This is a genomic window from Clavibacter michiganensis (assembly GCF_002151125.1).
GTDB classification, from domain to species: Bacteria; Actinomycetota; Actinomycetes; order Actinomycetales; family Microbacteriaceae; genus Clavibacter; species Clavibacter michiganensis_C.
Genome location: NZ_MDJZ01000004.1, coordinates 173,392 through 196,647, shown reverse-complemented (window position 1 = coordinate 196,647; position 23,256 = coordinate 173,392). Strand labels below are relative to the sequence as shown.

The 23,256-nt window shown below is 71.4% G+C and carries 23 protein-coding genes; 14 read left to right on the top strand and 9 right to left on the bottom strand.

The features are described 5' to 3' along the window. Positions 1–4: 4 nt before the first annotated feature. Positions 5–2,095, bottom strand: a complete 2,091-nt coding sequence (gene tkt / locus BFL37_RS02255; protein ID WP_086513544.1) for a transketolase — start codon at positions 2,093–2,095, stop codon at positions 5–7. A gap of 173 nt (positions 2,096–2,268) precedes the next feature. Here tkt and BFL37_RS02250 point away from each other — a divergent pair, with 173 nt between their 5' ends. Further along, positions 2,269–3,189, top strand: coding sequence for a heme o synthase (locus tag BFL37_RS02250; protein WP_086513543.1), 921 nt, complete (start codon positions 2,269–2,271; stop codon positions 3,187–3,189). A 362-nt stretch (positions 3,190–3,551) separates the two neighbouring features. Here the strand turns inward: BFL37_RS02250 and BFL37_RS02245 are convergent, their stop codons facing one another. Continuing rightward, on the bottom strand, positions 3,552–4,562 hold the full coding sequence (locus BFL37_RS02245; protein WP_086513542.1) for a COX15/CtaA family protein: 1,011 nt from the start codon (positions 4,560–4,562) through the stop codon (positions 3,552–3,554). Positions 4,563–4,827: 265 nt separating this feature from the next. Between BFL37_RS02245 and sufB the strand changes: the two genes are divergently transcribed. The 6 genes from sufB to BFL37_RS02215 all read left to right on the top strand — a co-directional run bounded on the left by sufB (position 4,828) and on the right by BFL37_RS02215 (position 10,721). Continuing rightward, entirely contained in the window at positions 4,828–6,246 is a 1,419-nt protein-coding gene (gene sufB, locus BFL37_RS02240) for a Fe-S cluster assembly protein SufB (RefSeq protein WP_045528109.1), read from the top strand. Next, positions 6,247–7,449: a Fe-S cluster assembly protein SufD gene (sufD, locus tag BFL37_RS02235; protein ID WP_086513541.1), complete on the top strand. Its 1,203-nt coding sequence runs from the start codon at positions 6,247–6,249 to the stop codon at positions 7,447–7,449. Next, the gene (locus BFL37_RS02230; protein ID WP_086513540.1) at positions 7,446–7,766 is read left to right on the top strand and encodes a non-heme iron oxygenase ferredoxin subunit; all 321 of its coding nucleotides are present in this window, start codon (positions 7,446–7,448) and stop codon (positions 7,764–7,766) included. The genes sufD and BFL37_RS02230 overlap by 4 nt, the downstream gene beginning before the upstream one ends. A gap of 12 nt (positions 7,767–7,778) precedes the next feature. Continuing rightward, the gene (gene sufC / locus BFL37_RS02225) at positions 7,779–8,567 is read left to right on the top strand and encodes a Fe-S cluster assembly ATPase SufC (protein WP_086513539.1); all 789 of its coding nucleotides are present in this window, start codon (positions 7,779–7,781) and stop codon (positions 8,565–8,567) included. Positions 8,568–8,569: 2 nt separating this feature from the next. Next, a complete protein-coding gene (locus BFL37_RS02220) occupies positions 8,570–8,899 on the top strand; it encodes a metal-sulfur cluster assembly factor (RefSeq protein ID WP_086513538.1) in 330 nt (109 codons plus the stop codon). A 223-nt stretch (positions 8,900–9,122) separates the two neighbouring features. Further along, the gene (locus tag BFL37_RS02215) at positions 9,123–10,721 is read left to right on the top strand and encodes an ABC-F family ATP-binding cassette domain-containing protein (protein WP_086513537.1); all 1,599 of its coding nucleotides are present in this window, start codon (positions 9,123–9,125) and stop codon (positions 10,719–10,721) included. 51 nt (positions 10,722–10,772) lie between these two features. Here the strand turns inward: BFL37_RS02215 and BFL37_RS02210 are convergent, their stop codons facing one another. The 3 genes from BFL37_RS02210 to BFL37_RS02200 are packed head-to-tail and all read right to left on the bottom strand — an operon-like array spanning position 10,773 to position 12,321. Continuing rightward, complete coding sequence (locus tag BFL37_RS02210; protein WP_086513536.1) at positions 10,773–11,618, bottom strand: SURF1 family cytochrome oxidase biogenesis protein; 846 nt, start codon at positions 11,616–11,618, stop codon at positions 10,773–10,775. Continuing rightward, positions 11,615–11,872, bottom strand: a complete 258-nt coding sequence (locus tag BFL37_RS02205; RefSeq protein ID WP_086513535.1) for a hypothetical protein — start codon at positions 11,870–11,872, stop codon at positions 11,615–11,617. The genes BFL37_RS02210 and BFL37_RS02205 overlap by 4 nt, the downstream gene beginning before the upstream one ends. Beyond that, positions 11,869–12,321: a DUF3099 domain-containing protein gene (locus BFL37_RS02200; RefSeq protein WP_086513534.1), complete on the bottom strand. Its 453-nt coding sequence runs from the start codon at positions 12,319–12,321 to the stop codon at positions 11,869–11,871. Before BFL37_RS02200 ends, BFL37_RS02205 begins: the two co-directional genes overlap by 4 nt. 120 nt (positions 12,322–12,441) lie before the next feature. Between BFL37_RS02200 and fabG the strand changes: the two genes are divergently transcribed. Both fabG and BFL37_RS02190 read left to right on the top strand, forming a co-directional pair. Continuing rightward, the gene (fabG, locus tag BFL37_RS02195; RefSeq protein WP_086513533.1) at positions 12,442–13,152 is read left to right on the top strand and encodes a 3-oxoacyl-ACP reductase FabG; all 711 of its coding nucleotides are present in this window, start codon (positions 12,442–12,444) and stop codon (positions 13,150–13,152) included. A 23-nt stretch (positions 13,153–13,175) separates the two neighbouring features. After that, the gene (locus tag BFL37_RS02190; protein ID WP_086513532.1) at positions 13,176–14,132 is read left to right on the top strand and encodes a phosphotransferase enzyme family protein; all 957 of its coding nucleotides are present in this window, start codon (positions 13,176–13,178) and stop codon (positions 14,130–14,132) included. Between the two features lie 19 nt (positions 14,133–14,151). On the opposite strand, the gene serB is transcribed toward BFL37_RS02190, so the two are convergent. After that, entirely contained in the window at positions 14,152–14,853 is a 702-nt protein-coding gene (gene serB, locus BFL37_RS02185) for a phosphoserine phosphatase SerB (RefSeq protein WP_172403720.1), read from the bottom strand. Then, positions 14,850–16,091, bottom strand: a complete 1,242-nt coding sequence (locus BFL37_RS02180) for a glucose-1-phosphate adenylyltransferase (RefSeq protein ID WP_086513531.1) — start codon at positions 16,089–16,091, stop codon at positions 14,850–14,852. The genes serB and BFL37_RS02180 overlap by 4 nt, the downstream gene beginning before the upstream one ends. A 46-nt stretch (positions 16,092–16,137) precedes the next feature. On the opposite strand from BFL37_RS02180, the gene glgA reads away from it, so the two are divergent. From glgA to BFL37_RS02165, 3 genes are all read left to right on the top strand, one after another. Beyond that, entirely contained in the window at positions 16,138–17,322 is a 1,185-nt protein-coding gene (gene glgA / locus BFL37_RS02175) for a glycogen synthase (protein ID WP_086513530.1), read from the top strand. 87 nt (positions 17,323–17,409) lie between these two features. After that, on the top strand, positions 17,410–18,198 hold the full coding sequence (locus BFL37_RS02170; RefSeq protein ID WP_086513529.1) for an ABC transporter ATP-binding protein: 789 nt from the start codon (positions 17,410–17,412) through the stop codon (positions 18,196–18,198). Between the two features lie 131 nt (positions 18,199–18,329). Then, positions 18,330–18,587, top strand: a complete 258-nt coding sequence (locus BFL37_RS02165) for a type B 50S ribosomal protein L31 (protein ID WP_086513528.1) — start codon at positions 18,330–18,332, stop codon at positions 18,585–18,587. Positions 18,588–18,656: 69 nt separating this feature from the next. On the opposite strand, the gene BFL37_RS02160 is transcribed toward BFL37_RS02165, so the two are convergent. Further along, the gene (locus BFL37_RS02160) at positions 18,657–19,358 is read right to left on the bottom strand and encodes a 3'-5' exonuclease (RefSeq protein ID WP_086513527.1); all 702 of its coding nucleotides are present in this window, start codon (positions 19,356–19,358) and stop codon (positions 18,657–18,659) included. A gap of 10 nt (positions 19,359–19,368) precedes the next feature. Then, positions 19,369–21,102: a maltose alpha-D-glucosyltransferase gene (gene treS / locus BFL37_RS02155; protein ID WP_431305847.1), complete on the bottom strand. Its 1,734-nt coding sequence runs from the start codon at positions 21,100–21,102 to the stop codon at positions 19,369–19,371. A gap of 126 nt (positions 21,103–21,228) precedes the next feature. Here treS and BFL37_RS02150 point away from each other — a divergent pair, with 126 nt between their 5' ends. Next, positions 21,229–22,125 carry an alpha/beta fold hydrolase gene (locus BFL37_RS02150; RefSeq protein ID WP_086513525.1) on the top strand — a complete coding sequence of 299 codons (897 nt, stop codon included), beginning with the start codon at positions 21,229–21,231 and terminating at the stop codon, positions 22,123–22,125. Next, on the top strand, positions 22,122–23,210 hold the full coding sequence (locus BFL37_RS02145) for a glycosyltransferase family 4 protein (protein ID WP_086513524.1): 1,089 nt from the start codon (positions 22,122–22,124) through the stop codon (positions 23,208–23,210). The genes BFL37_RS02150 and BFL37_RS02145 overlap by 4 nt, the downstream gene beginning before the upstream one ends. Positions 23,211–23,256: the final 46 nt, after the last annotated feature.

Sequence of the window (23,256 nt, the reverse complement as noted above, 5' to 3'; positions counted from 1 at the left end):
GCTTCTAGAGGGAGGCGATGGACTCCTTGGCCGCCTTCACGACGGCCTCCGTGGTGATGCCGAACTCGCGGTACAGGACCTCGTACTCGGCGCTGGCGCCGAAGTGCTCGATCGAGATGCTGCGGCCGTGGTGCCCGACGTACTGCTTCCAGGAGAGCGAGATGCCCGCCTCGACGGAGACGCGCGCGGCGACCCCCTCGGGGAGCACGTGCTCCTTGTACGCCGCGTCCTGCTCCTCGAACCACTCGAGGCTCGGCGCGCTGACGACACGGGCCTGCACGCCCTCGGCGGCGAGGGCCTCGCGCGCCTCGACGGCGAACTGGACCTCGGAGCCCGTGGCGATGAGGATCACGTCGGGCGTGCCCTCGGTGTCGGCGAGGATGTACGCGCCCTTCGCGACGCCGGCGGCCGAGGCGTACTCGGTGGCCGTCGCGTCGCCCGCGCCCCGCTCCAGGACCGGGAGGTTCTGGCGCGAGAGCGCGAGGCCGGCGGGCCCCATGCGGCGGGTGAGGATCGTCTTCCACGCCTGCGCGGTCTCGTTGGCGTCCGCGGGGCGGATGACGTCGAGGCCCGGGATGGCGCGGAGGCTGGCGAGCTGCTCCACCGGCTGGTGGGTCGGCCCGTCGCCGCCGAGGGCGACGGAGTCGTGCGTCCAGACGAAGATCGACGGCGCCTTCATGAGCGCGGCGAGACGGACCGCCGGGCGCATGTAGTCGCTGAAGATGAGGAACGTGCCGCCGAAGGGGCGGGTGTTCCCGTGCAGGACGATGCCGTTGAGGATCGCGCCCATGGCGTGCTCGCGGATGCCGAAGTGGAGGACGCGGCCGTAGGGGTCGCCCTTCCACATGTCGGTGGAGCGCTCGGCGGGCACGAAGGACGGCGCCGACTCGATGGTCGTGTTGTTCGACTCGGCGAGGTCGGCGGAACCGCCCCACAGCTCGGGCATGACCTCGGCGATGGCGTTGATGACCTTGCCGGACGCGGCGCGCGTCGAGACGTCCTTGCCCGCGGGGAACACGGGGAGCGCCTCGTCGAGGCCCTCCGGGGCGTCGCCGGCGAGGACGCGGTCGAGGAGCGTCTTGCGCTCGGGGTTCGCCTCGGCCCACGCGGCGAGCTTCTCGTCCCACTCGCGGTGCTGCTGCTGGCCGCGCTCGACGGCCTGGCGGGTGTGCTCGAGGACGCCGTCCGGCACCTCGAAGCTCTTCTCGGGGTCGAAGCCGACGATCTGCTTGACGGCCGCGAGCTCCTCGGCGCCGAGGGCGGAGCCGTGGATCTTGCCCGAGTTCTGCTTCTTGGGGGAGGGCCAGCCGATGATCGTCTTGAGGATGATCAGCGACGGCTTGCGCGTCTCGGCCTTGGCGGCCTCGACGGCGTCGAACAGCTCCTGGACGTCCTCGACGTACTCGCCCGACTTCTTCCAGTCGACGTGCTGCACGTGCCAGCCGTAGGACTCGTAGCGCGCGGCCACGTCCTCCGTGAAGGCGATGTCGGTGTCGTCCTCGATGGAGATCTGGTTGCTGTCGTAGATCGCGATGAGGTTGCCGAGCTCCTGGTGCCCCGCGAGGGAGGAGGCCTCGGAGGTGATGCCCTCCTGCATGTCGCCGTCGCCGGCGATCACGTAGACGAAGTGGTCGAAGGGGCTCTCGCCCGCGGGCGTCTCCGGGTCGAACAGGCCGCGCTCGTAGCGGGCGGCGTACGCGAAGCCGACGGACGAGGCGAGGCCCTGGCCGAGGGGGCCGGTGGTGATCTCGACGCCGTCGGTGTGGCCGTACTCCGGGTGGCCCGGGGTCTTGGAGTCCCACGTGCGGAGGGCCTGGAGGTCCTCGATCTCGAGGCCGTAGCCGCCGAGGAAGAACTGCGTGTACTGCGTGAGCGAGCTGTGGCCCACCGAGAGGATGAACCGGTCACGGCCGATCCAGGTGCTGTCGGAGGGGTCGCGGCGCATGACCTTCTGGAACAGGAGGTAGGCCGCCGGGGCCAGGCTCATGGCGGTGCCGGGGTGACCGTTTCCGACCTTCTCGACCGCGTCCGCGGCGAGGATCCGTGCGGTGTCGACCGCCTTGCTGTCGATGGGGTCCCATTGCAATGCTGCCACTTGGTTCTAGCCCTTCTGAAGATGGGGGGAGGCCCAGCCGGACCGCCTATCAGTATAGGGAACACCCACTCGGCCCCAGGTGTTCCGAGCCCGCCGCGACGGGCCCTCGCGGCTCGGCTCGCAGGGGCGGTGGCCTACCATGGGGAGGGAATGTCCGGCGAGTTAGAGGTGCGATGAACGTTGCGGTGCAGAGTCGGGTCGATCGGGAGACGATCGGCGTGGCGAGGAAGACCAAGGCGTACGTCGCACTGACGAAGCCGCGCGTCATCGAGCTCCTGCTCGTGACCACCGCGCCCGTCATGATCCTCGCGCAGGGCGGGTGGCCGAACCCCTGGCTGATCCTCGGCGTCCTCGTCGGCGGCACGCTCAGCGCCGGCAGCGCCAACGCCTTCAACTGCTACATCGACCGGGACATCGACCGTGTCATGAAGCGCACCCAGCGGCGCCCCCTGGTGACGGGGGAGCTTTCCGACCGGGAGGCGCTCGTCTTCGCGTGGATCATCGGCGTCGCCAGCATCGTCTGGCTGGGCGTCATCTCCAACTGGCTCGCCGCGGCGCTGTCGCTCGCCGCGATCCTCTTCTACGTCTTCGTCTACACGCTGTGGCTGAAGCGCCGCACGCCGCAGAACATCGTCTGGGGCGGTGCCGCGGGCTGCATGCCCGTGCTCATCGGCTGGGCCGCCGTCACGGGCGACATCTCCTGGGCGCCCGTCATCCTCTTCATGATCGTCTTCCTCTGGACCCCGCCGCACTACTGGCCGCTGTCCATGAAGTACCGCGACGACTACGCGTCCGTCAACGTGCCGATGCTCGCGGTCGTGCGGGGCCGCGCCGCCGTCGGCCTGCAGACCATCCTCTACGCGTGGGCGACGCTCGTGTGCTCCCTGCTGCTCATCCCCGTCGCGGGCATGGGGCTCGTCTACACGCTCGCGGCCCTCGCCGGCGGCGGCTGGTTCGTCTACGAGACGCACCGCCTGTACGACCTGGCGGTCCGCCACGAGCCCATCAAGCCGATGCGCGTCTTCCATGCCTCCATCTCGTACCTCTCGCTGCTGTTCCTCGCGGTCGGCATCGACCCGCTCCTGCCCTTCTGATCCTCGGGTCCTCGCCGGCGGGCGCTCGGCTGCGGCGCGCCCGCACCTGAGCGACCGCATCCGCGCGTGCGGGGGCGGCTGCGGGTCCCGCGAGGGCAGAGGCCCCGTGAGCGTGCTGCCGTGTCCGCCCTCGGGTCCTCGGAGCTCGGCGCGCTCCGCGACCGGCAGCGCGGACGGATGGCGTGCCCGGCATGGCCCACCGGCGGCGTGCTGCCGCGGATGCCGCCGCCGGTGACCGGTCGTCGGCCGCTGCCGCCCCTCTGCTCGAGGGCACGCCCTGCGCGAGGTGGGCGGCCCGCGGACGACGACGCCCGCCGCGAGCGGTGCTCGGGCGGGCGACGTCGACGACGGGAGTGCGGCTGTCAGCCCACGTGGGCGGAGCGCCGCACCTCCGCGGGCGTGAGGCGCAGGGTGTCGGCGCGGCGGGTCGTGCTGAGCAGCGTGGCCGTCATCGCGGACGCGAGGAGGCAGGCGAGGACCATGTGCAGCCCCACCAGGAACTCGGGGAGGCCGGTGCGCGCCTGGATGATGCCCACCGCGATCTGGGCGACCTCGACCGCGAGCAGGACCCGGGTCCAGCGCGAGACGGCCGTCCACCGGTTCCGGGCCGCTATCGCGACGAGGGCGATCGTGAGGCCGAAGGTCGCGTAGGCCGGCCAGCTGTGGATGTGCTGCAGCAGCTCCGGGTCGAGTCCGTTGCGGGCAGCGCCCTGGTCGCCCGCGTGGGGGCCGGATCCGGTGACGACGATGCCGACCAGGATCGTGACGCCGACGGCGACCGCGGTGACGCGCGCGAGGGTCGAGAACGACGACGGCACCGACCGCTCCGCCTCGTCGAACGGGTGGTAGGTGCGCCACACGAGCACGGTCGACAGGACGACGAGCACCACGGACACGACGAAGTGCAGGCCCACGATGTAGGGGTTCAGCCCGGTGAGCACCGTGATGCCGCCGATGACGCCCTGCGCGGGGATCCCGAGGCCGATGGCGAGCGCGATCGAGAAGAGCCCGCGACCGCGGTTCCGCAGCCGCAGGACGGCGAGGAACGTGGCGATGGCGACGATCACCAGGACGAACGTGAGCAGGCGGTTGCCGAACTCGATGAGCCCGTGGACGCCCATCTCGGGCGTCGACACGAAGGAGTCGGCGGTGCACCGCGGCCACGTCGGGCAGCCGAGCCCGGAGCCCGTGAGCCGGACGAGCCCGCCGGTGCCGACGACGAGCGTCTGCACGGCGAGCGTGGTCCAGACGAGGATCCGCGTGACGCGGGTGATCCCGTCCGGCAGCCGCTCCCGCAGCCGCCTGCCGACCATGAGGGTCTGACCTAGCACGCTCCCACTGGGAGACTGCCCCGCATCGGTGCCGTGAGTCACTGCCTGCCTTCCGTGCCCGCTGGATTGCCCGTAGAATCGGGTGGTTCATGGAACACGTCGGGTCTTGCAGCATCCGGCACGTCAGCGAGGACGGCGGGAACAAGTCCACCCGCGTTCGTGTTCATCCTAAGAGGGGTGCGAGGCGTGAAGCCGCCGCATCCCTGAGACCCACAGTCTTCCCCTCGTCACCGAAGCGGCGTCGCCGTGCGAGGGGGTATGCCGATACGGCGCTGATACGCCCAGATCGTCAGGAAAGCAGGTAGCCATGTCAGATGTGCTCATCGACCGACCGGAGCTCGAGAGCCTGGGGCAGTACGAGTTCGGCTGGTCCGACTCCGACGTCGCCGGCGCATCGGCCAAGCGCGGCATCTCCCCGCAGGTCGTCGCCGACATCTCGCGGCGCAAGGACGAGCCCGAGTGGATGCTCGCCAACCGCATGAAGGGCTACGAGCTCTTCGGCAAGAAGCCCATGCCGACCTGGGGCGCCGACCTGTCCGGCATCGACTTCGACAACATCAAGTACTTCGTGCGCTCCACGGAGAAGCAGGCCCAGACGTGGGAGGACCTGCCCGACGACATCAAGAACACGTACGAGCGGCTCGGCATCCCCGAGGCGGAGCGCCAGCGCCTCGTCTCCGGCGTCGCGGCCCAGTACGAGTCCGAGGTCGTCTTCCACTCCATCCAGAAGGAGCTCGAGGACCAGGGCGTCATCTTCATGGACACCGACACGGCGCTGCGCGAGCACCCGGAGCTGTTCAAGGAGTACTTCGGCACCGTCATCCCCGCCGGCGACAACAAGTTCGCGGCGCTGAACACGGCGGTGTGGTCGGGCGGGTCGTTCGTGTACGTGCCCAAGGGCGTGCACGTGGAGATCCCGCTGCAGGCGTACTTCCGCATCAACACCGAGAACATGGGCCAGTTCGAGCGGACGCTGATCATCGCGGACGAGGGCAGCTACGTCCACTACATCGAGGGCTGCACCGCGCCCATCTACAAGTCCGACTCGCTGCACTCCGCGGTGGTCGAGATCATCGTGAAGAAGGACGCCCGCGTCCGCTACACGACCATCCAGAACTGGTCGAACAACGTCTACAACCTCGTCACCAAGCGCGCGACGGCCGCCGAGGGCGCGACCATGGAGTGGATCGACGGCAACATCGGATCCAAGGTCACGATGAAGTACCCCTCCATCTACCTCATGGGCGAGCGCGCCAAGGGCGAGACCCTGTCGGTCGCCTTCGCGGGCCCCGGCCAGCACCAGGACGCCGGCGCGAAGATGGTGCACATGGCGCCGTACACGCAGTCGTCGATCGTCTCCAAGTCGATCGCCCGCGGCGGCGGCCGGGCCGGCTACCGCGGCGAGATCCGCGTGGACGCGGCGGCGCACCACTCCGCCAACACCGTCCGCTGCGACGCGCTGCTCGTCGACACGATCTCCCGCTCCGACACGTACCCCGCGATCGACATCCGCGTGGACGACGTCCAGCTCGGGCACGAGGCCACCGTCTCGCGCGTCAGCGAGGAGCAGCTGTTCTACCTGATGAGCCGGGGCATGCCCGAGGACGAGGCCATGGCCATGATCGTCCGCGGCTTCATCGAGCCCATCGCCCGAGAGCTGCCCATGGAGTACGCGCTCGAACTCAACAAGCTCATCGAGATGGGCATGGAAGGATCCGTCGGCTAGATGACGACCCCACTCGCCACCACAGAAGCCCCCGTCCCCGCCGACCAGCACGGCAACCGGGCGCACACCGACGGAGGGTGGGCGGCAGTCCCCATCCAGACGCGCTCCGAGCGCTTCACGTCCACGGACGTCGAGGCGTTCGACGCCGTCACCGGTCGGGAGGCCGTCTGGAAGCTGACGCCCGTCCGCCGGCTCGACGACCTCATCTCCGGTGAGCTCGACGGATCCCGCTACCCGTTCACCAGCTCCGACGCCGCCGGCACCGCCGTCTCGTGGGTCCCGCGGGACGACGCCCGCGTCGGCACCGCGGGAGCGCCCGAGGACCGCGCCCAGGCCAACGCCTGGTCGTCGTTCGGGGAGGCGCTCGCCATCGACGTCTCGGGGGAGGAGCGCGTCACCGTCACGGTCGGCCGCTCCGAGCTCGGCGCGGCGGCGCGCGCCGCGCACACCGTCATCACGGCCGCGCCGTTCAGCCGCGGCGTCGTCATCCTCGACAACGTCGGGTCCGCCTCGCTCGTCGAGAACGTCGAGATCGTCGTCGGCGACCGGGCCGAGCTCACCGTCGTCACCGTGCAGCAGTGGGACGACGAAGCTCGCCACCTTGCCGCGCACCAGGCCGTCGTCGGACGCGACGCCAAGCTCAAGCACGTGGTGGTGACGCTCGGCGGATCCATCGTCCGGGTCAACCCCTCGGCCCACCTCTCGAACGAGGGCGCCGACGGCGAGCTGCTCGGCGTGTACTTCGCCGACGCGGGCCAGCACCTGGAGCAGCAGGTGTACGTCGACCACGACGCCCCCAACACCCGCAGCAGGGTCACCTACAAGGGCGCGCTGCAGGGGAAGGGCGCCCGCACCGTCTGGATCGGCGACGTGCTCATCCGCCGCTCGGCGCCGGGCACCGACAGCTACGAGCAGAACCGCAACCTCGTCCTCACGGACGGCACGCGCGCCGACTCGATCCCGAACCTCGAGATCGAGACCGGCGACATCGCCGGCGCCGGTCACGCGAGCGCCACGGGCCGCTTCGACGACGAGCAGCTCTTCTACCTGCAGGCCCGCGGGATCACGGAGGAGGAGGCGCGCCGCCTCGTCGTCCGCGGCTTCCTGAGCGAGATCGTCCAGCAGATCGGCGTGCCCGACCTCGAGGAGCGGCTCCAGGCCGCCATCGAGGCCGAGCTGTCCGGCGGGGCGGTCGCCCGATGACCGCCGTCCGCATCTGCGCCGTCGACGACCTCGACGTGAACGAGGCGCTCCGCGTCGAGATCGAGGGACTCGCGATCGCCATCGTGAAGGACTCCTCCGGCACGGTGCACGCCATCGGCGACACCTGCACGCACGGCGACATCTCGCTGGCCGAGGGCTTCGTCGAGGGCGACACCCTGGAGTGCTGGGCCCACGGGTCGAAGTTCTCCCTCGAGACGGGCAAGCCGCGCACGCTGCCGGCCTACGAGCCCGTCCCCGTCTACCCCGTGTCGATCGTGGACGGCGACATCCACATCGACACCACCCCGAAGAGCTAGAGGAACGCACCGATGTCAACACTCACCATCACCGACCTGCACGTCAGCGTCGACACCGAGCAGGGCCGCAAGCAGATCCTCAAGGGCGTCGACCTCACGATCAACGAGGGCGAGATCCACGCGATCATGGGCCCCAACGGCTCGGGCAAGTCCACCCTCGCGTACACGATCTCGGGTCACCCGAAGTACCACGTCGACTCCGGCTCGATCACGCTCGACGGCGTCGAGGTCCTCGACATGACGGTGGACGAGCGCGCCCGCGCGGGCCTGTTCCTCGCCATGCAGTACCCGGTCGAGATCCCCGGCGTCACCACCACCAACTTCCTGCGCACCGCCAAGACCGCGATCGACGGCGAGGCCCCGGCCATCCGCGCCTGGATCAAGGACGTCCGCAGCTCGATGGCGGCGCTCAAGATGGACCCCGCGTTCGCCGAGCGCAACGTCAACGAGGGGTTCTCGGGCGGCGAGAAGAAGCGCAACGAGGTCCTACAGCTCGAGCTGCTGAAGCCCAAGTTCGCGGTGCTCGACGAGACCGACTCCGGCCTCGACGTCGACGCGCTCAAGATCGTCTCCGAGGGCGTCAACCGCGCGAAGGCGAACACGGGTCTCGGGCTCCTGCTCATCACGCACTACACGCGCATCCTCCGCTACATCCAGCCCGACTTCGTCCACGTGTTCGTCGCGGGCCGGGTCGCCGAGCAGGGTGGCCGCGAGCTGGCCGACCGCCTCGAGGAGGAGGGCTACGACCGCTTCCTCGCCCCGGCTGCGGAGGTCGCCCCCTCGACCACGGTCTCGGCGTGAGCATGCAGAGCACGCTGCCCCCGCAGAAGTTCGACGAGGTCGAGGAGGCGCTCAAGGACGTGATGGATCCCGAGCTCGGGATCAACATCGTCGACCTGGGGCTCATCTACGACCTCGCGTGGGACGACGAGAACGACGCCCTCATCATCCACATGACGCTCACGTCCGCGGGCTGCCCGCTGACCGACGTCCTCGAGGAGCAGACCGCGGAGGCGCTCGACGGCGTCGTGGCCGCGTTCCGCATCAACTGGGTGTGGATGCCGCCGTGGGGTCCCGAGAAGATCACCGACGACGGCCGGGACATGATGCGGGCGCTCGGCTTCTCCATGTGATCCGCCGCACCACCCGCACGTCCTCGACGGCCCCACCCGCTCCGGGTGGGGCCGTCGTCGCGTGGCCGCCCGCCGGGAAGAGGGCCGCGACGCCGTCGTCTCGTACACTGGACCGGTCGGGTCCGATGGACGCCCTCGACCGACCGGGCTCGACCCCCTCTGCTGCGGGTCGCCCACCTCCCACGGACCGTGGGACATCCGCTGATCAGAAGGACCATTCACCGTGCTCGCTGTACACGACCTGGAGCTGCGCGTCGGCGCCCGCGTCCTCATGGAGGACGTCTCGTTCCGGGTGAGCCCGGGGGACAAGATCGGCCTCGTCGGCCGCAACGGCGCCGGCAAGACCACGCTCACCAAGATCCTCGCCGGGGAGGGCCAGCCCACGGGCGGCCGCATCGACCGCTCGGGCGAGATCGGCTACCTCCCGCAGGACCCGCGCTCCGGCAACCCGGAGGACCTCGCACGCACGCGCATCCTCGACGCCCGCGGGCTCGGCACGCTGTCGCTCGACATGCAGCGCGCGATGCTCGACATGGCGTCCACGGACGAGAAGGTCTCCGCGAAGGCGATGAAGGACTACGGCCGCCTCGAGGAGCGCTTCGTCGCGCTCGGCGGCTACGCGGCCGAGGCCGAGGCCGCGTCGATCGCGAGCAACCTCAGCCTCCCCGACCGGATCCTCGACCAGCCCCTCAGCACCCTCTCCGGCGGTCAGCGCCGCCGCATCGAGCTCGCGCGCATCCTCTTCTCCGGCGCGGACACGATGCTCCTCGACGAGCCCACCAACCACCTCGACGCCGACTCCGTCACCTGGCTGCGCGAGTTCCTCAAGGGGTACCAGGGCGGGCTGATCGTCATCAGCCACGACGTGGAGCTCGTGGGCGACACCGTGAACCGCGTCTTCTACCTCGACGCGAACCGCATGGTCATCGACATCTACAACATGGGCTGGAAGCACTACCAGCGCCAGCGCGCCGCCGACGAGGAGCGCCGCAAGAAGGAGCGCGCCAACGTCGAGAAGAAGGCGGGCGTCCTCCAGCTGCAGGCCGCGAAGTTCGGCGCCAAGGCGTCCAAGGCCGCGGCCGCCCACCAGATGGTGCGGCGCGCGGAGAAGATGCTGTCCGGGCTCGAGGAGGTGCGCGCGGTCGACCGCGTGGCGAAGCTGCGCTTCCCGGAGCCCGTCGCCTGCGGGCGCACGCCGCTCATGGCGAGCGACCTCAGCAAGAACTACGGCTCGCTGGAGATCTTCACGGCCGTCGACCTGGCCATCGACCGGGGGAGCAAGGTCGTCATCCTCGGCCTCAACGGCGCGGGCAAGACGACGCTGCTGCGGATCCTCGCGGGCGTCGACCAGCCCGACACGGGCCGGCTCGAGCCCGGCCACGGCCTGCGCGTCGGCTACTACGCGCAGGAGCACGAGACCATCGACGTCAAGCGCAGCGTGCTGGAGAACATGGTCTCCTCCTCGCCCGACATCTCCGAGATGGAGGCGCGACGCGTGCTCGGCTCGTTCCTCTTCACGGGCGACGACTCGGCGAAGCCCGCTGGTGTGCTCTCGGGCGGCGAGAAGACGCGTCTCGCGCTGGCGATGATCGTCGTGTCCGGCGCGAACGTGCTGCTGCTCGACGAGCCCACCAACAACCTCGACCCCGCGAGCCGCGAGGAGATCCTCGGCGCGCTCAACACGTACTCGGGCGCGGTCGTGCTCGTCAGCCACGACGCCGGCGCCGTGGAGGCGCTGAACCCGGAGCGGGTCCTCATCATGCCCGACGGCACGGAGGACCACTGGAGCCCCGACTACATGGAGCTCATCGAGCTGGCCTGAGCCGAGCGGGCGCGCGCCGGCCGGCTGGGTCGGGCTCTCCCACCCGCCTGCTCAGCGTGCGTCGTCGAGGATCCGGTCCTCGACGTCGGCGTCCGAGGGCTGCTTCCGGGCGCGCTTGGCCTGCCGGGCGCGCTCGCGGTCCTGCTCCTCGGGATCGTCCGCGTTGATGATGCGGTACTCGTTGCGGATCGCGACGCCGAGTCCCACGAACGCGATGATCGCGAACACCAGCCACTGGAAGGCGTAGGAGAGGTGCGGCCCCTCGTCCTCCTCGGGGCGCGGCGTCGCGAACGGCGCGGCCTCCGCGGGGGCCGGATCCTCCGAGATGAGCAGCCCGTAGGCGCCCGTGAACGTCGGCGATCCGACGCGGTCCGCGATGTCGGGCAGGTTCACGGTGGCGATCTGCCCCTCGGGGGCGGAGCGGCCCGGCAGCTCCGGCTCGCCGGCCTTGAGCCTGGCCGTGACGGTGACCTCGCCGGCGGGCGGCGCCGGGACGGAGTCGGGGGAGTCCTGGGAGTTGCCGATGGGCACCCAGCCCCGGTCGACCACGAACACGCGACCGTCGTCGAGCCGGAACGGCGTGAGCACCTCGAACCCCGGCTGCCCGTTGAAGGGGCGGTTGCGGGCCAGCAGCTGCTCGTCCATCAGGTAGGTGCCGGTCATCGTGACGGGCGTCCACTTCTGCGTGTCGACGTACGCCGACGTGTCGGCGAGCACCTGGTCGACGGGCTGCGGGGCGCGGTCCCAGTTGTCCTCGACCTTGGCGATCTCGGCGAGGGCCTCGTCCCGGCGGGCGAACTGCCAGTGGCTGAGCAGCGCGCACGCGATCGCGAAGACGACGGCGACCAGCAGGTAGCCGGCCCACCTGCGGTTGAGGACGAAGCGCCAGCGGCTCACGCGATCGCCCCTTCGACGGGCGCGTCGATCGCGGCGACCCGCACCGGGAAGTCGCGGCCGGCGAGGAAGTCGCGCAGGAAGCCGACGTGATCGTCGCACGCCGTCCACGTCTTCACGCGGTCGGTCGTGTGGATGCGGGGGTTCCGCCACTCGACGCGCCACGCCGCGTCGAGGCGGCAGCCGGCGCGCGAGCACTCGACGACGTCGGAGGACGGCCCGGCGGATCCGAGGCCCCAGGAGGCGAGCCCGCTCACGCGTCGGTCGGGGTGTCGGGCGCGGTGCCGCCGGCGGCCGTCGGACGAGCGTCGGAGGTCCGCGGCGCCTCGGGCGCCCGACCGGTCTCGTAGGTCGTGAAGGGCTCGGGCGTGGTGAACGCCTCGGACGCGCGGAAGGGCTCGGACGGAACGTACGGCTCGGCCGGCGGCGGGAAGCCGGAGTGGCGCGCGGAGACGACGACCACGCCGCCGGGCCGCTCGACCGCGGTCCCCTGGTTGCCGCCCACGTTCGCGAGGATGACCGCGAAGTACGGCAGGACGATGGCGCCGATGGCGGCGACGGCCAGCCACCAGCCCTGCAGGAAGAGGCAGGACAGGATGCAGACCATGCGGATGCTCATCGCGACCGTGTACTTGACCATGCGGGCATGGCGGTCCTCCTGCGGGGACCGGGGGAGGCTGGTGACCGACTGCTGCGGAGCTTGCATGCGTGGATGGCGTCCTTCGCGAGGAGCGACGCGCTCCCCATCGAGACCAGGGTACGCCGCGCCACCGATAGGCTCGTCCGCGTCCGCAAGCCCCCTCCAAGCCGTAATGGAAGGTCCCCCATGAGCACCGCACGCACCGTCGTCGTCACCGGAGGCAACAGGGGGATCGGGTACGCGATCGCCGAGGAGATGCTGCGCCGCGGCCACCGCGTCGCCGTCACCGCCCGCTCCGGCGAGGGCCCCGCGGGTAGCCTCACGGTGCGTGCCGACGTGACCGACGCCGCGTCGGTCGACGCCGCCTTCACGGCGGTCGAGGCCGCATACGGACCCGTGGAGGTCGTGGTGGCCAACGCGGGCATCACGCGCGACACCCTCATGATGCGGATGAGCGACGACGACTTCACCGAGGTCGTCGACACGAACCTCGGGGGCGCGTTCCGCGTCGTCAAGCGCGCGTCGAAGGGCATGCTCAAGGCGCGCTTCGGCCGCATCGTCCTCATCTCCAGCGTCGTCGGCCTCTACGGCTCCGGCGGCCAGGTCAACTACGCGGCCTCGAAGAGCGGGCTGGTGGGCCTCGCCCGCTCGGTCACGCGCGAGCTTGGCGGCCGCGGGATCACGGCGAACGTCGTCGCGCCCGGGTTCATCGAGACCGACATGACGGCCGAGCTCCCCGAGGCGACCGCGGCCGAGTACAGGAAGTCCATCCCGGCCGGCCGCTACGGCACCGCCGCCGAGGTCGCGGGCGTCGTGGCGTGGGTCTCCTCCGACGAGGCCGCGTACATCTCCGGCGCCGTGATCCCGGTCGACGGCGGCCTCGGCATGGGCCACTGACCCCGCCGGTCGGGGAGAGCGCCGTGTCCGACCTCCTGGCGGCCTGGGACCTCGGTCCCGCCGCGCTCACCGAGCTCGGGGCCACGCACAACCACGCGTACCGCGTCGACGTGGACGGCGGATCCCGGTACCTCCTCCGCCTGCACGTCGCGCGCCGGAGGCAGCACGAGATCGACCTGGAGCTCGACTGGCTCGACATGCTGGCCGGGCTCGGCGGGCCGTCGGTGCCCGAGCCGCAGCGGACGCGCGACGGATCCTGGACCGCGACCGTGGAGGCGGCCGTCCCCGACGACGACGAGGTCGGCCTCCGGCGCGCGGTCGTCAGCGCGTCGGGCGAGCGCGTGGAGCGGCGTCTGGCCAGCCTGCTCACCTGGCACGACGGCGAGATGCTGAGCAGCCTGCCCGCCACCTCCGATGCGGGCCCCTTCGCCGAGACCCTGGCCGGGTTGCATGCGGCGGGCGCGGATCCGGCCGCCGTCGCCCTCGCCGGCCAGCGCCGCAGGTACGACGCCGACTACGCGACGACGCGGCTGGAGCGCCTGGTCGAGGGGTACCCGGGCATCATGTCCGACGGCTCCACCGCGGACGCGCTCGCGGGCGCCGTCGAGGAGCTCCGGTCGACCCTCGCGGAGGCCGGGCCGCCCATCATGGTGCACGGCGACTACCACCCGGGGAACCTGATCCAGGGGCCCGCGGGCGTGTCCGTCATCGACTTCGACCGCTGCGGGCTGGGTCCCGCCGGCCTCGACGTCGCCGCGGCGATCATGTACCTCGCCCCGCGCCAGCGGGCGCAGTTCCACCGCGCCTACACGGCGGCGGGCGGCAGCACGGGCGTCCCCGACGAGCGCTTCGGCGCGTTCATCTTCCTGGCGTACCTGGACAACGTCACGCACCTCGCGAGCCTGCCGTCGGAGCGGGAGCGGATGCCGGCGAACATCGCGCAGCTCGCGGCGATCGCCCGCGCGGTCGTCGCCGGCTGAGGCGCTGCGGGTCAGCCGCTCAGCGCGGCAGGCCGAGGAGCGCGAGCACCTGCGCGAGGTCGCGGCGGTCGACGCAGACGTCGGCGCCCCGGCGCACGGCGGGCTTCGCGTCGAACGCGACCGACAGGCCGGCCACCGCCATCATCTCGAGGTCGTTCGCGCCGTCGCCCACCGCGACGACGCGGGCGAGCGGGATCCCGAGCTGCGCGCTCCACTCCTCGACGGCCGCGCGCTTCGCGGCGGCGTCGATGACCGGACCGGTGACGCGTCCCGTGAGCCGCCCGCCGTCCGCCTCCAGCCTGTTGGCCCGCCAGAGGTCGAGCCCGAGGCGCTCCGCCAGCGGATCCAGGAGCTCGTGGAACCCGCCCGACACGACCGCGACGACGTGGCCCGCCGCCTGCAGGCCCTCGATGAGGCGCTCGGCACCCGGCGTGACGCGGATCCGCGCCCCGACCGTCGCGTGCACGGAGACCGGCAGCCCGGCGAGCGTCGCGACGCGCGAGCGCAGGCTCTCGGCGAAGTCGAGCTCGCCGCGCATCGCCCGGTCCGTGACGGCGGCGACCTCGTCGAGCGAGCCCGCCTCGGCGGCCAGAAGCTCGATCGCCTCGTCCTCGATGAGGGTCGAGTCCACGTCGAGCACCACGAGCATGCGCGGGCGGGCGCGGGGGACGGGCGACGCCGCGGGGGAGACGGGCGGCGTCAGCGGGCGGACGGCGCTCACGGGGTGACGCGCACGCCCTTGCCCACGACGGTGATGCCGCCGTCGGTGACGGTGAAGCCGCGCGCGCGGTCGCGGTCGTGGTCGACGCCGACGGTCGCGCCGGGCTCGACCTCGACGTCCTTGTCGAGGATGGCGCGCGTGATGACCGCGCCTGCCCCGATGTGGACCTTGTCGAACACGATGCTGTCGACGATGCGCGCACCCGACTCCGCGATGACCCAGGGGCCCAGCACGCTGCGCTCGACGTGGGCGCCGCTGATGACCCCGCCGAGCGACGTGATCGAGTCGATCATGGTGCCCGTGTTCCCCTGCGCGTCGCGGACGAACTTCGCCGGCGGGCTGTTGAGCTGCTGGCTGAAGATCGGCCAGTCCTTGTTGTAGAGGTTGAACACCGGCAGCGCCGAGATGAGGTCCTGGTGCGCGTCGAAGAACGACTCGATGGTGCCGACGTCGCGCCAGTAGTAGCGGTCGCGGTCGTTGGCGCCGGGGACCTCGTTGCGGTTGAGGTCGTACACGCCCGCGTTCCCCTGCTCGACGAACCACGGCACGATGTCGCCGCCCATGTCGTGCGCGGACTCCGGGTTCTCGCCGTCGCGGCGGACCGCGTCGATGAGCTGGTCGGTGTCGAAGACGTAGTTGCCCATGGACGCGAGCACCTCGCCGGGGGAGTCGTCGAGGCCCTGCGGGTCCTTCGGCTTCTCGAGGAAGGCGCGGATGGCGTACGGGTTCGCGGGATCCACGTCGATCACGCCGAACTGGTCGGCGAGCTCGATGGGCTGGCGGATGGCCGCGACCGTCGCGCCGTGGCCCGACGCGATGTGCGCGTCGATCATCTGGCTGAAGTCCATGCGGTACACGTGGTCGGCGCCGACCACGACGACGATGTCGGGCTTCTCGTCGTTGATGAGGTTGAGGCTCTGCAGGATGGCGTCGGCCGACCCGCTGAACCAGCGCTTGCCGAGCCGCTGCTGCGCGGGGACGGACGCGATGTAGGAGTTCAGCATCTGGTTGAGGCGCCAGGTCTGCGACACGTGCCGGTCGAGCGAGTGCGACTTGTACTGCGTCAGCACGACGATCTGCGTCAGCCCCGAGTTGATCAGGTTCGACAGCGCGAAGTCGATGAGCCGGTACTGGCCGCCGAACGGGACGGCGGGCTTGGCGCGGTCCGCGGTGAGCGGCATGAGCCTCTTGCCCTCGCCGCCGGCGAGCACGATTCCAAAGATCTTCTTCGATGCCATTGCCCCAGCGTAGATGCACCGCAGGGCATGTACTAGCGTTCGACGAATGCGAGCAGACGTGATCACCAAGGAGTATCCGCCCGAGGTATACGGGGGTGCGGGAGTCCATGTCACGGAGCTCGTGAAGGCCATGCGGCAGCGGACCGAGGTCGTCGTCCGCGCGTTCGGGGCGCCGCGAGACGAGCCCGGCGTCTTCTCCTACCCGGTCCCCGCGGAGCTCGCGGGCGCCAACGCCACGCTGCAGACCATGGCCGTCGACCTCGCCATCGCGAGCGACGTGGCCGGCGCCGACGTCGTCCACTCGCACACCTGGTACGCGAACCACGCGGGCCACGTCGCGTCGATGCTGCACGGGATCCCGCACGTCGTCACCGCGCACAGCCTCGAGCCGCTGCGCCCGTGGAAGGCGGAGCAGCTGGGCGGCGGCTACCGCGTGTCCAGCTGGATCGAGCGCACGGCCTACGAGGCGGCCGACGCCGTCATCGCCGTGAGCGACGGCATGAAGCGCGACATCCTGCGCTCGTACCCGGCCCTCGACGAGGCGCGGGTGCACACGGTGTACAACGGCATCGACCTCGAGTCGTGGGCCCCTGTGCACGACGACGAGCTCGTGCGGTCCCTCGGCATCGACCCGTCGCGGCCCTCGGTCGTGTTCGTCGGCCGCATCACGCGCCAGAAGGGCCTGCCCTACCTCCTCCGCGCCGCCGCGCTGCTGCCCGCCGACGTGCAGATGGTGCTGTGCGCGGGCGCGCCCGACACCCCGCAGATCATGGAGGAGGTCACGGCCCTCGTCCGCGGCCTCCAGGAGGAGCGCTCCGGCGTCGTCTGGATCGACCGCCTGCTGCCGCGCCGCGAGCTGTCCGCCGTGCTCACCGCGGGCACGGTCTTCGTCTGCCCGTCGGTCTACGAACCGCTCGGCATCGTGAACCTCGAGGCCATGGCGTGCGGCGCCCCCGTCGTCGGCACCGCCACCGGCGGGATCCCGGAGGTCGTCGACGACGGCGTCACCGGCCGACTCGTCCCCATCGACCAGGCCACCGACGGCACGGGCACGCCCACCGACCCCGAGCGCTTCGTCCGCGACCTGGCCGCCGCCCTGACCGAGGTGGTCCAGGATCCCGACGCCGCGCGCCGCATGGGCGAGGCCGGTCGCGTCCGCGCCGAGCGCGAGTTCGGCTGGGACCGGATCGCCCGGCAGACCGAGGCGATCTACGCGTCCCTCCTGCGCTGATCGCCGGGGCGGGAGACGCCGTCCGGTCGCCCCTGCGCACCCCGCGACCGGGACGCGCGGCGGGCCCGGGCCGGTAGACTCGTGCGCATGAGCCACGTCCTCTCCCTGTCCGGAGTGTCCTTCGTCCGGAACGGGACGACCATCCTCGACCAGGTGGAGTGGACGGTGGACGGCGACGAGCGCTGGGTCGTCCTCGGCCCGAACGGCGCCGGGAAGACGAGCCTGCTGCAGATCGCCTCCGCGATGGCGCACCCCTCGTCGGGCACGGCCACGGTCCTCGACCACGAGCTCGGCCGCGTCGACGTGTTCGAGCTCCGCTCGCGCATCGGCTTCGCGTCCACCGCGATGGCCCGCCGCATCCCGGCGGACGAGACGGTGCTGGACGTCGTGCTCACCGCCGCCTACTCGGTCACGGGCCGCTGGAACGAGGACTACGAGGACATCGACGTGCGTCGTGCCCAGCGGGTGCTCGCCGAGTGGCGGCTCGGCCACCTCGAGCAGCGCCGGTTCGGCACGCTGAGCGACGGCGAGCAGAAGCGCGTGCAGATCGCGCGCTCGATCATGACCGACCCCGAGCTCCTCCTCCTCGACGAGCCGGCCGCGAGCCTCGACCTCGGCGCCCGCGAGGAGCTCCTGCAGCTGCTCGGCGGCTACGCGTCGGCACCCGAGGCGCCCGGGATCGTCATGGTCACCCACCACGTCGAGGAGATCCCGCGCGGATTCACGCACGCCCTGCTGCTGCGCGAGGGCGCGGTCGTCGCGGCCGGCCCCCTCGCGGACGTCATCACGGCGGACAACCTCGGCCGCGCCTTCGGGCTCGCGCTCGAGGTCACCCACGACGACGGGCGCTTCACGGCCCGCGCCGTCCGGCGCTGACCCGTCCGGCGGCCTCTCGGCGCGCATGCCCGCTCCGGGCACCCGTCTGGTAGGCTCGTCCACTGGTCCGGTGATCATCCCGGACACCCTCGCTTCCCACGCAGACACCAGAATCGACGAAGGACACCCCGATGAAGACCGACATCCACCCCCAGTACGCCCCCGTCGTCTTCCGCGACCTCGCCTCGGGTGAGACGTTCCTCACGCGCTCCACGGTGGGCAGCTCGAAGACCATCGAGTGGGAGGACGGCAACACGTACCCCGTCATCGACGTCGAGATCTCGAGCGCCTCGCACCCGTTCTACACGGGCAAGCAGCGCATCATGGACTCTGCCGGCCGCGTCGAGAAGTTCAACTCGCGCTACGCGGGCTTCGGCACCAAGAAGTAGCAGCCGCTCGCTGCACCGCGAAGGGCGCCCGGCCTCGGCCGGGCGCCCTTCGTCGTCCCCGGGGGGGGCTCAGCTCCCGGCGTGACGCTCGGGCCAGGCGCCCGAGGTCGTGAAGGCGGGATCCCGGGTGCGCCGCATGTAGTCCTGGAAGCTCTCCGCCTGCACGCGCGACCAGTCGACCTGGCGGTCGTGCAGGTCGAGCACCGGGATGTCGAGCTGGTCGGCGTAGCGCCCGGCGATGGCCTGGGCGACGCGGCCCGCGGCGATCGCGTCGGCGCCCGCGTCGTGCGCGTCGTCGAGGCGCACCCCGTAGTGCTCGGCCGCGACGGAGAGCGTGCGCTTGCCTCGTCGGTAGGTGTCCACCGCCTTGTCGATGACGAGCGGGTCGATCACGGGGCCGGTGTCGCGGAGCGGCTCCACCCCGTGCCGCACGGCCTCGCGGTTGAGGAGCGTGAGGTCGTAGGGCGCGTTGTAGACGACGAGCGCGAGGCCGCGGGCGAACATCTCGCGGATGGTGGTGACGATCTCGAGGACTACCGCCCCGGCGTCGCGTCCCTCGGCCCGGGCGCGCTCGGTGGTGACGCCGTGGATGGCCGCCGCGCCCGCGGGGATCTCGACCCCGGGATCCGCGAGCCAGTCGTGCCGCTCGACGACCTCGCCGCGTCCGTCGAGCACGACGATGCACGCCGTGACGATGCGGGCGGTCTCGACGTCCACCCCCGTCGTCTCGAGGTCGAACGAGGCCAGGGTGTCGTGCCAGCGGGAGCTCATCCTGTAGATGCTACGGGCGACCGCCGATGGCGGGCGCACCCATGTGCAGCCAGTAAAAGCTCTGCGTCGCGAGCGTCAGCGTGAGCCGGCCGTCGTCGCCGACCGTCGGGAAGACGCCGCCGCCGAAGAGGTCGTAGAGCTGGGAGCCGGCGAAGTCGGACGCGTCGATCGTGACCGAGACGGGGTTGTGCGCGAACGAGAAGACGCAGAGCACGTCCTCGGCGCGGTCGCCGAAGTGGGTGCCGCTGCCCTCGTAGGAGCGCACGAACGCGAGGACGCTCTCGTGGTCGGTGGGGAGCACCGTGATCGTGCCCTGGCCGAAGACCGGGTGCGCCTTCCGGACGTGGATGACGTTCCGCACCCAGTGCAGCAGCGAGCGCGACTGGGCGAGCTGCGACTCCACGTTGATCTGCGCGTAGTTGTACACGAGCGACTGCACGACGGGCAGGTAGAGCTTGCCCGGGTCGGCGGTGGAGAAGCCGGCGTTGCGGTCCGGCGTCCACTGCATGGGCGTGCGGGACGCGTCGCGGTCCGGCAGCCAGATGTTGTCGCCCATCCCGATCTCGTCGCCGTAGTACAGGAACGGGCTGCCGGGGAGCGAGAACAGGAGCGCGTGCACGAGCTCGAGCTCCGCGCGCGAGTTGTCCAGCAGCGGGGCGAGCCTGCGGCGGATGCCGATGTTGACGCGCATGCGCGGGTCGTAGGCGTACCAGCCGTACATCGCCTGGCGGTACTCCTCGCTCACCATCTCGAGCGTGAGCTCGTCGTGGTTGCGGAGGAAGACGCCCCACGCCGCCGCCTCGGGGATCTCGAACGTCTCGCCCATGATCCGCTTCAGCTCGTCCGCGGTCTGCGAGCGGAGGGAGTAGAAGATGCGCGGCATGATCGGGAAGTCGAAGGCCATGTGGCACTCGGGCTCCTCCTCGGTGCCGAGGAACGCGGAGACCTCGCGGGGCCACTGGTTGGCCTCGGCGATGAGGATGCGGCCCGGGTACTCCTCGTCCACCATGGCGCGTAGGCGCTTGAGGAACTCGTGCGTGGCGGGCTCGCCCTCGCCGTTTCCCTCCTCGGTCTCGTAGAGGTACGGGATCGCGTCGAGGCGCAGGCCGTCGACGCCCATGTCGAGCCAGTGGCGGATGACGCCGTAGATGGCCTCGTGCACCTTCGGGTTGTCGAAGTTGAGGTCGGGCTGGTGGGAGAAGAAGCGGTGGAAGAAGAACTGGCGGCGCACCGGGTCGAAGGTCCAGTTGGACTCCTCGGTGTCGACGAAGATGACGCGGATGTCCTCGTACTTCTCGTCGGTGTCGCTCCAGACGTAGAAGTCGCCGTAGGGGCCGTCGGGGTCGGACCGGGACTGCTGGAACCACTCGTGCTGGTCGGAGGTGTGGTTCATCACGAGGTCGATGACGATGCGCATGTTGCGCTCGTGCGACTTGGTGACGAGCTCCTTGAAGTCGTCGAGCGTGCCGAACTCGGGGAGCACGGACATGTAGTCGCTGATGTCGTAGCCGCCGTCGCGGAGCGGGGACTGGAAGAACGGAGGGATCCAGAGGCCGTCGATGCCGAGCCACTGCAGGTAGTCGAGCTTGGAGATGAGGCCCTGGATGTCGCCCGTGCCGTCGCCGTTCGAGTCGACGAAGGAGCGGATCATCACCTCGTAGAAGACCGAGCGCTTGTACCACTGCTTGTCGAGGGTGAGGCCGGGCAGGGTGATGGGGGCGGTGAAGCTCACGGTTCTCCTCATGGGCGCGACGGGGGCGTCGACTCGGGGCGGGAAGGCTCGCTCGCAACTCTAGGTCCGGAAGGCCGGGCGGGCGGAGCCCGGCGCGCCCGGGGGCCAGGGCGACGGGCGCTCGTAGACTCGTCCCCGATGACCGTCCCCTCGCCCTACGCCGCCCAGCTCGACCGCATCCCCGTGGTCCGCCGCACCGTCGACCTCCTCGGGAGCCGCACCGCCTGGTGGGAGTACGGGCCGGCGGAGGCCGCGCAGGCGCTCGTCGTCGTCCACGGGTTCCGCGGGGACCACCACGGGTTGGAGCCGGTCGTCGCGCAGCTGCCGGGCGTGCGGATCCTGTCGCCCGACCTGCCCGGCTTCGGCGACTCGACGCCGCTCGTCGACGCGCGGCACGACATCGCCGGCTACGCCGCGTGGCTGCGCGCGTTCGTCGACGCCACCGGCACGCGCGACCAGGCGGTGCTCGGCCACTCGTTCGGCTCCATCGTCGTCTCGGCGGCGCTCGCGGACGGGCTGCCCAGCCCGCGGGCGATCCTCGTGAACCCCATCGCCGCGCCCGCGCTCGAGGGGCCGCGGGGGATCCTGACCCGCCTCGCCGTCCTGTACTACCGCGCCGCCGCCGTGCTGCCCGAGCGCGCGGGCTTCGGCCTGCTGCGCAACCGCGCCATCGTGCGCGTGATGAGCGAGGCCATGGCGAAGACGCGCGACCGCTCCCTCCGCCGCTGGATCAACGACCAGCACGACCGGTTCTTCAGCGCCTTCAGCGACCGGCGCGTCGTCCTGGAGGCCTTCCGCGCGTCCGTGTCGTCGGACGCGAGCACGTACGCGCCGCGCGTGGGCGTGCCCGTGCTGCTGGTGGCCGCCGAGCGCGACGACATCACGCCCGTCGCCGCGCAGCACCGCCTGCAGCGCCTGTTCGCCGACGCGGAGCTCGAGGTGATCCCGCGTGTCGGGCACCTCATCCACTACGAGACGCCCCGGGAGGCCGCCGCCTCGATCCGCCGCTTCCTCGACGGAGGGACCGCCTCATGAGGCTCGTGTTCGACTGCCGGTACACCCGCATCGGCCGGCACGACGGGATCAGCCGCTACGGCGCCGAGCTCGTCGCCCGGCTGGCCACGCGCTTCGACGTGACCATGCTCATCAGCGACCACCGCCAGCTCGCGCTCCTGCCCGACCTGCCCTGGCAGCTGGTCAGCTCGCCGACCGGGCCGCGCGAGCCGTGGGTCGCGCGACGCGTCTCGCGGATGCGGCCGGACGTCGTGTACAGCCCCATGCAGACGATGGGGTCCCGGGGCCGCGCCTACCCGCTCGTGCTCACCCTGCACGACCTCATCTACTACCGGCACCGTCGGCCCCCGCGCGACCTGCCCGCTCCCGTCCGCGCGCTCTGGCGGGCGTTCCATCTCGCGTGGTGGCCGCAGCGGCTGCTGCTCGACCGGGCGGACGCGGTCGTGACGGTCAGCGAGACGACGCGCGGCCTCATCCGCGCGCACCGCCTGACCTCGCGGCCCGTGGTGGTCGTGCCGAACGCCGCCGAGCTAGCGCCCGCGCCCGACGGCCGCCCGGACGGACCGCGCGAGGCGCCCGCGGAGCGCACGCTCGTCTACATGGGCTCGTACATGCCCTACAAGAACGTCGAGGCGCTCGTGCGCGCGGCCGACGACCTGCCCGACCACGAGCTGCACCTCATGAGCCGCATCACCCCCGCGGAGCGCGAACGGCTGGAGGCGATCGCCGACGGCGCGCGCCTCGTCTTCCGCGACGGCGCGAGCGACGACGCGTACGCGTCGACGCTGCGGCGGGCGACCGCGCTGCTGACCGCGTCGCGGGACGAGGGGTTCGGGATCCCGGTGATCGAGGCCATGAGCGTCGGCCTGCCAGTGGTGGTCAGCGACATCCCGATCTTCCGGGAGATCGGGGGAGACGCGGCCGTGTACGTGGATCCCGACGACGCCGAGGGCTTCGCCGCCGCCGTGCGCGCGCTGGAGGATCCCGCGGAGTGGCGCCGACGGTCGGCGGCCTGCATCGCCCGTGCGGCGGAGTACGACTGGGACCGGTCCGCCCGGGCGCTCGGCGACCTCCTGGAGCAGGTCGCGCGCACGCGCGGGGCCTGAGCGCCGAGCGGGCGCAGCCGGGCGGGCGTCCGCTCCGTCTCGGGCC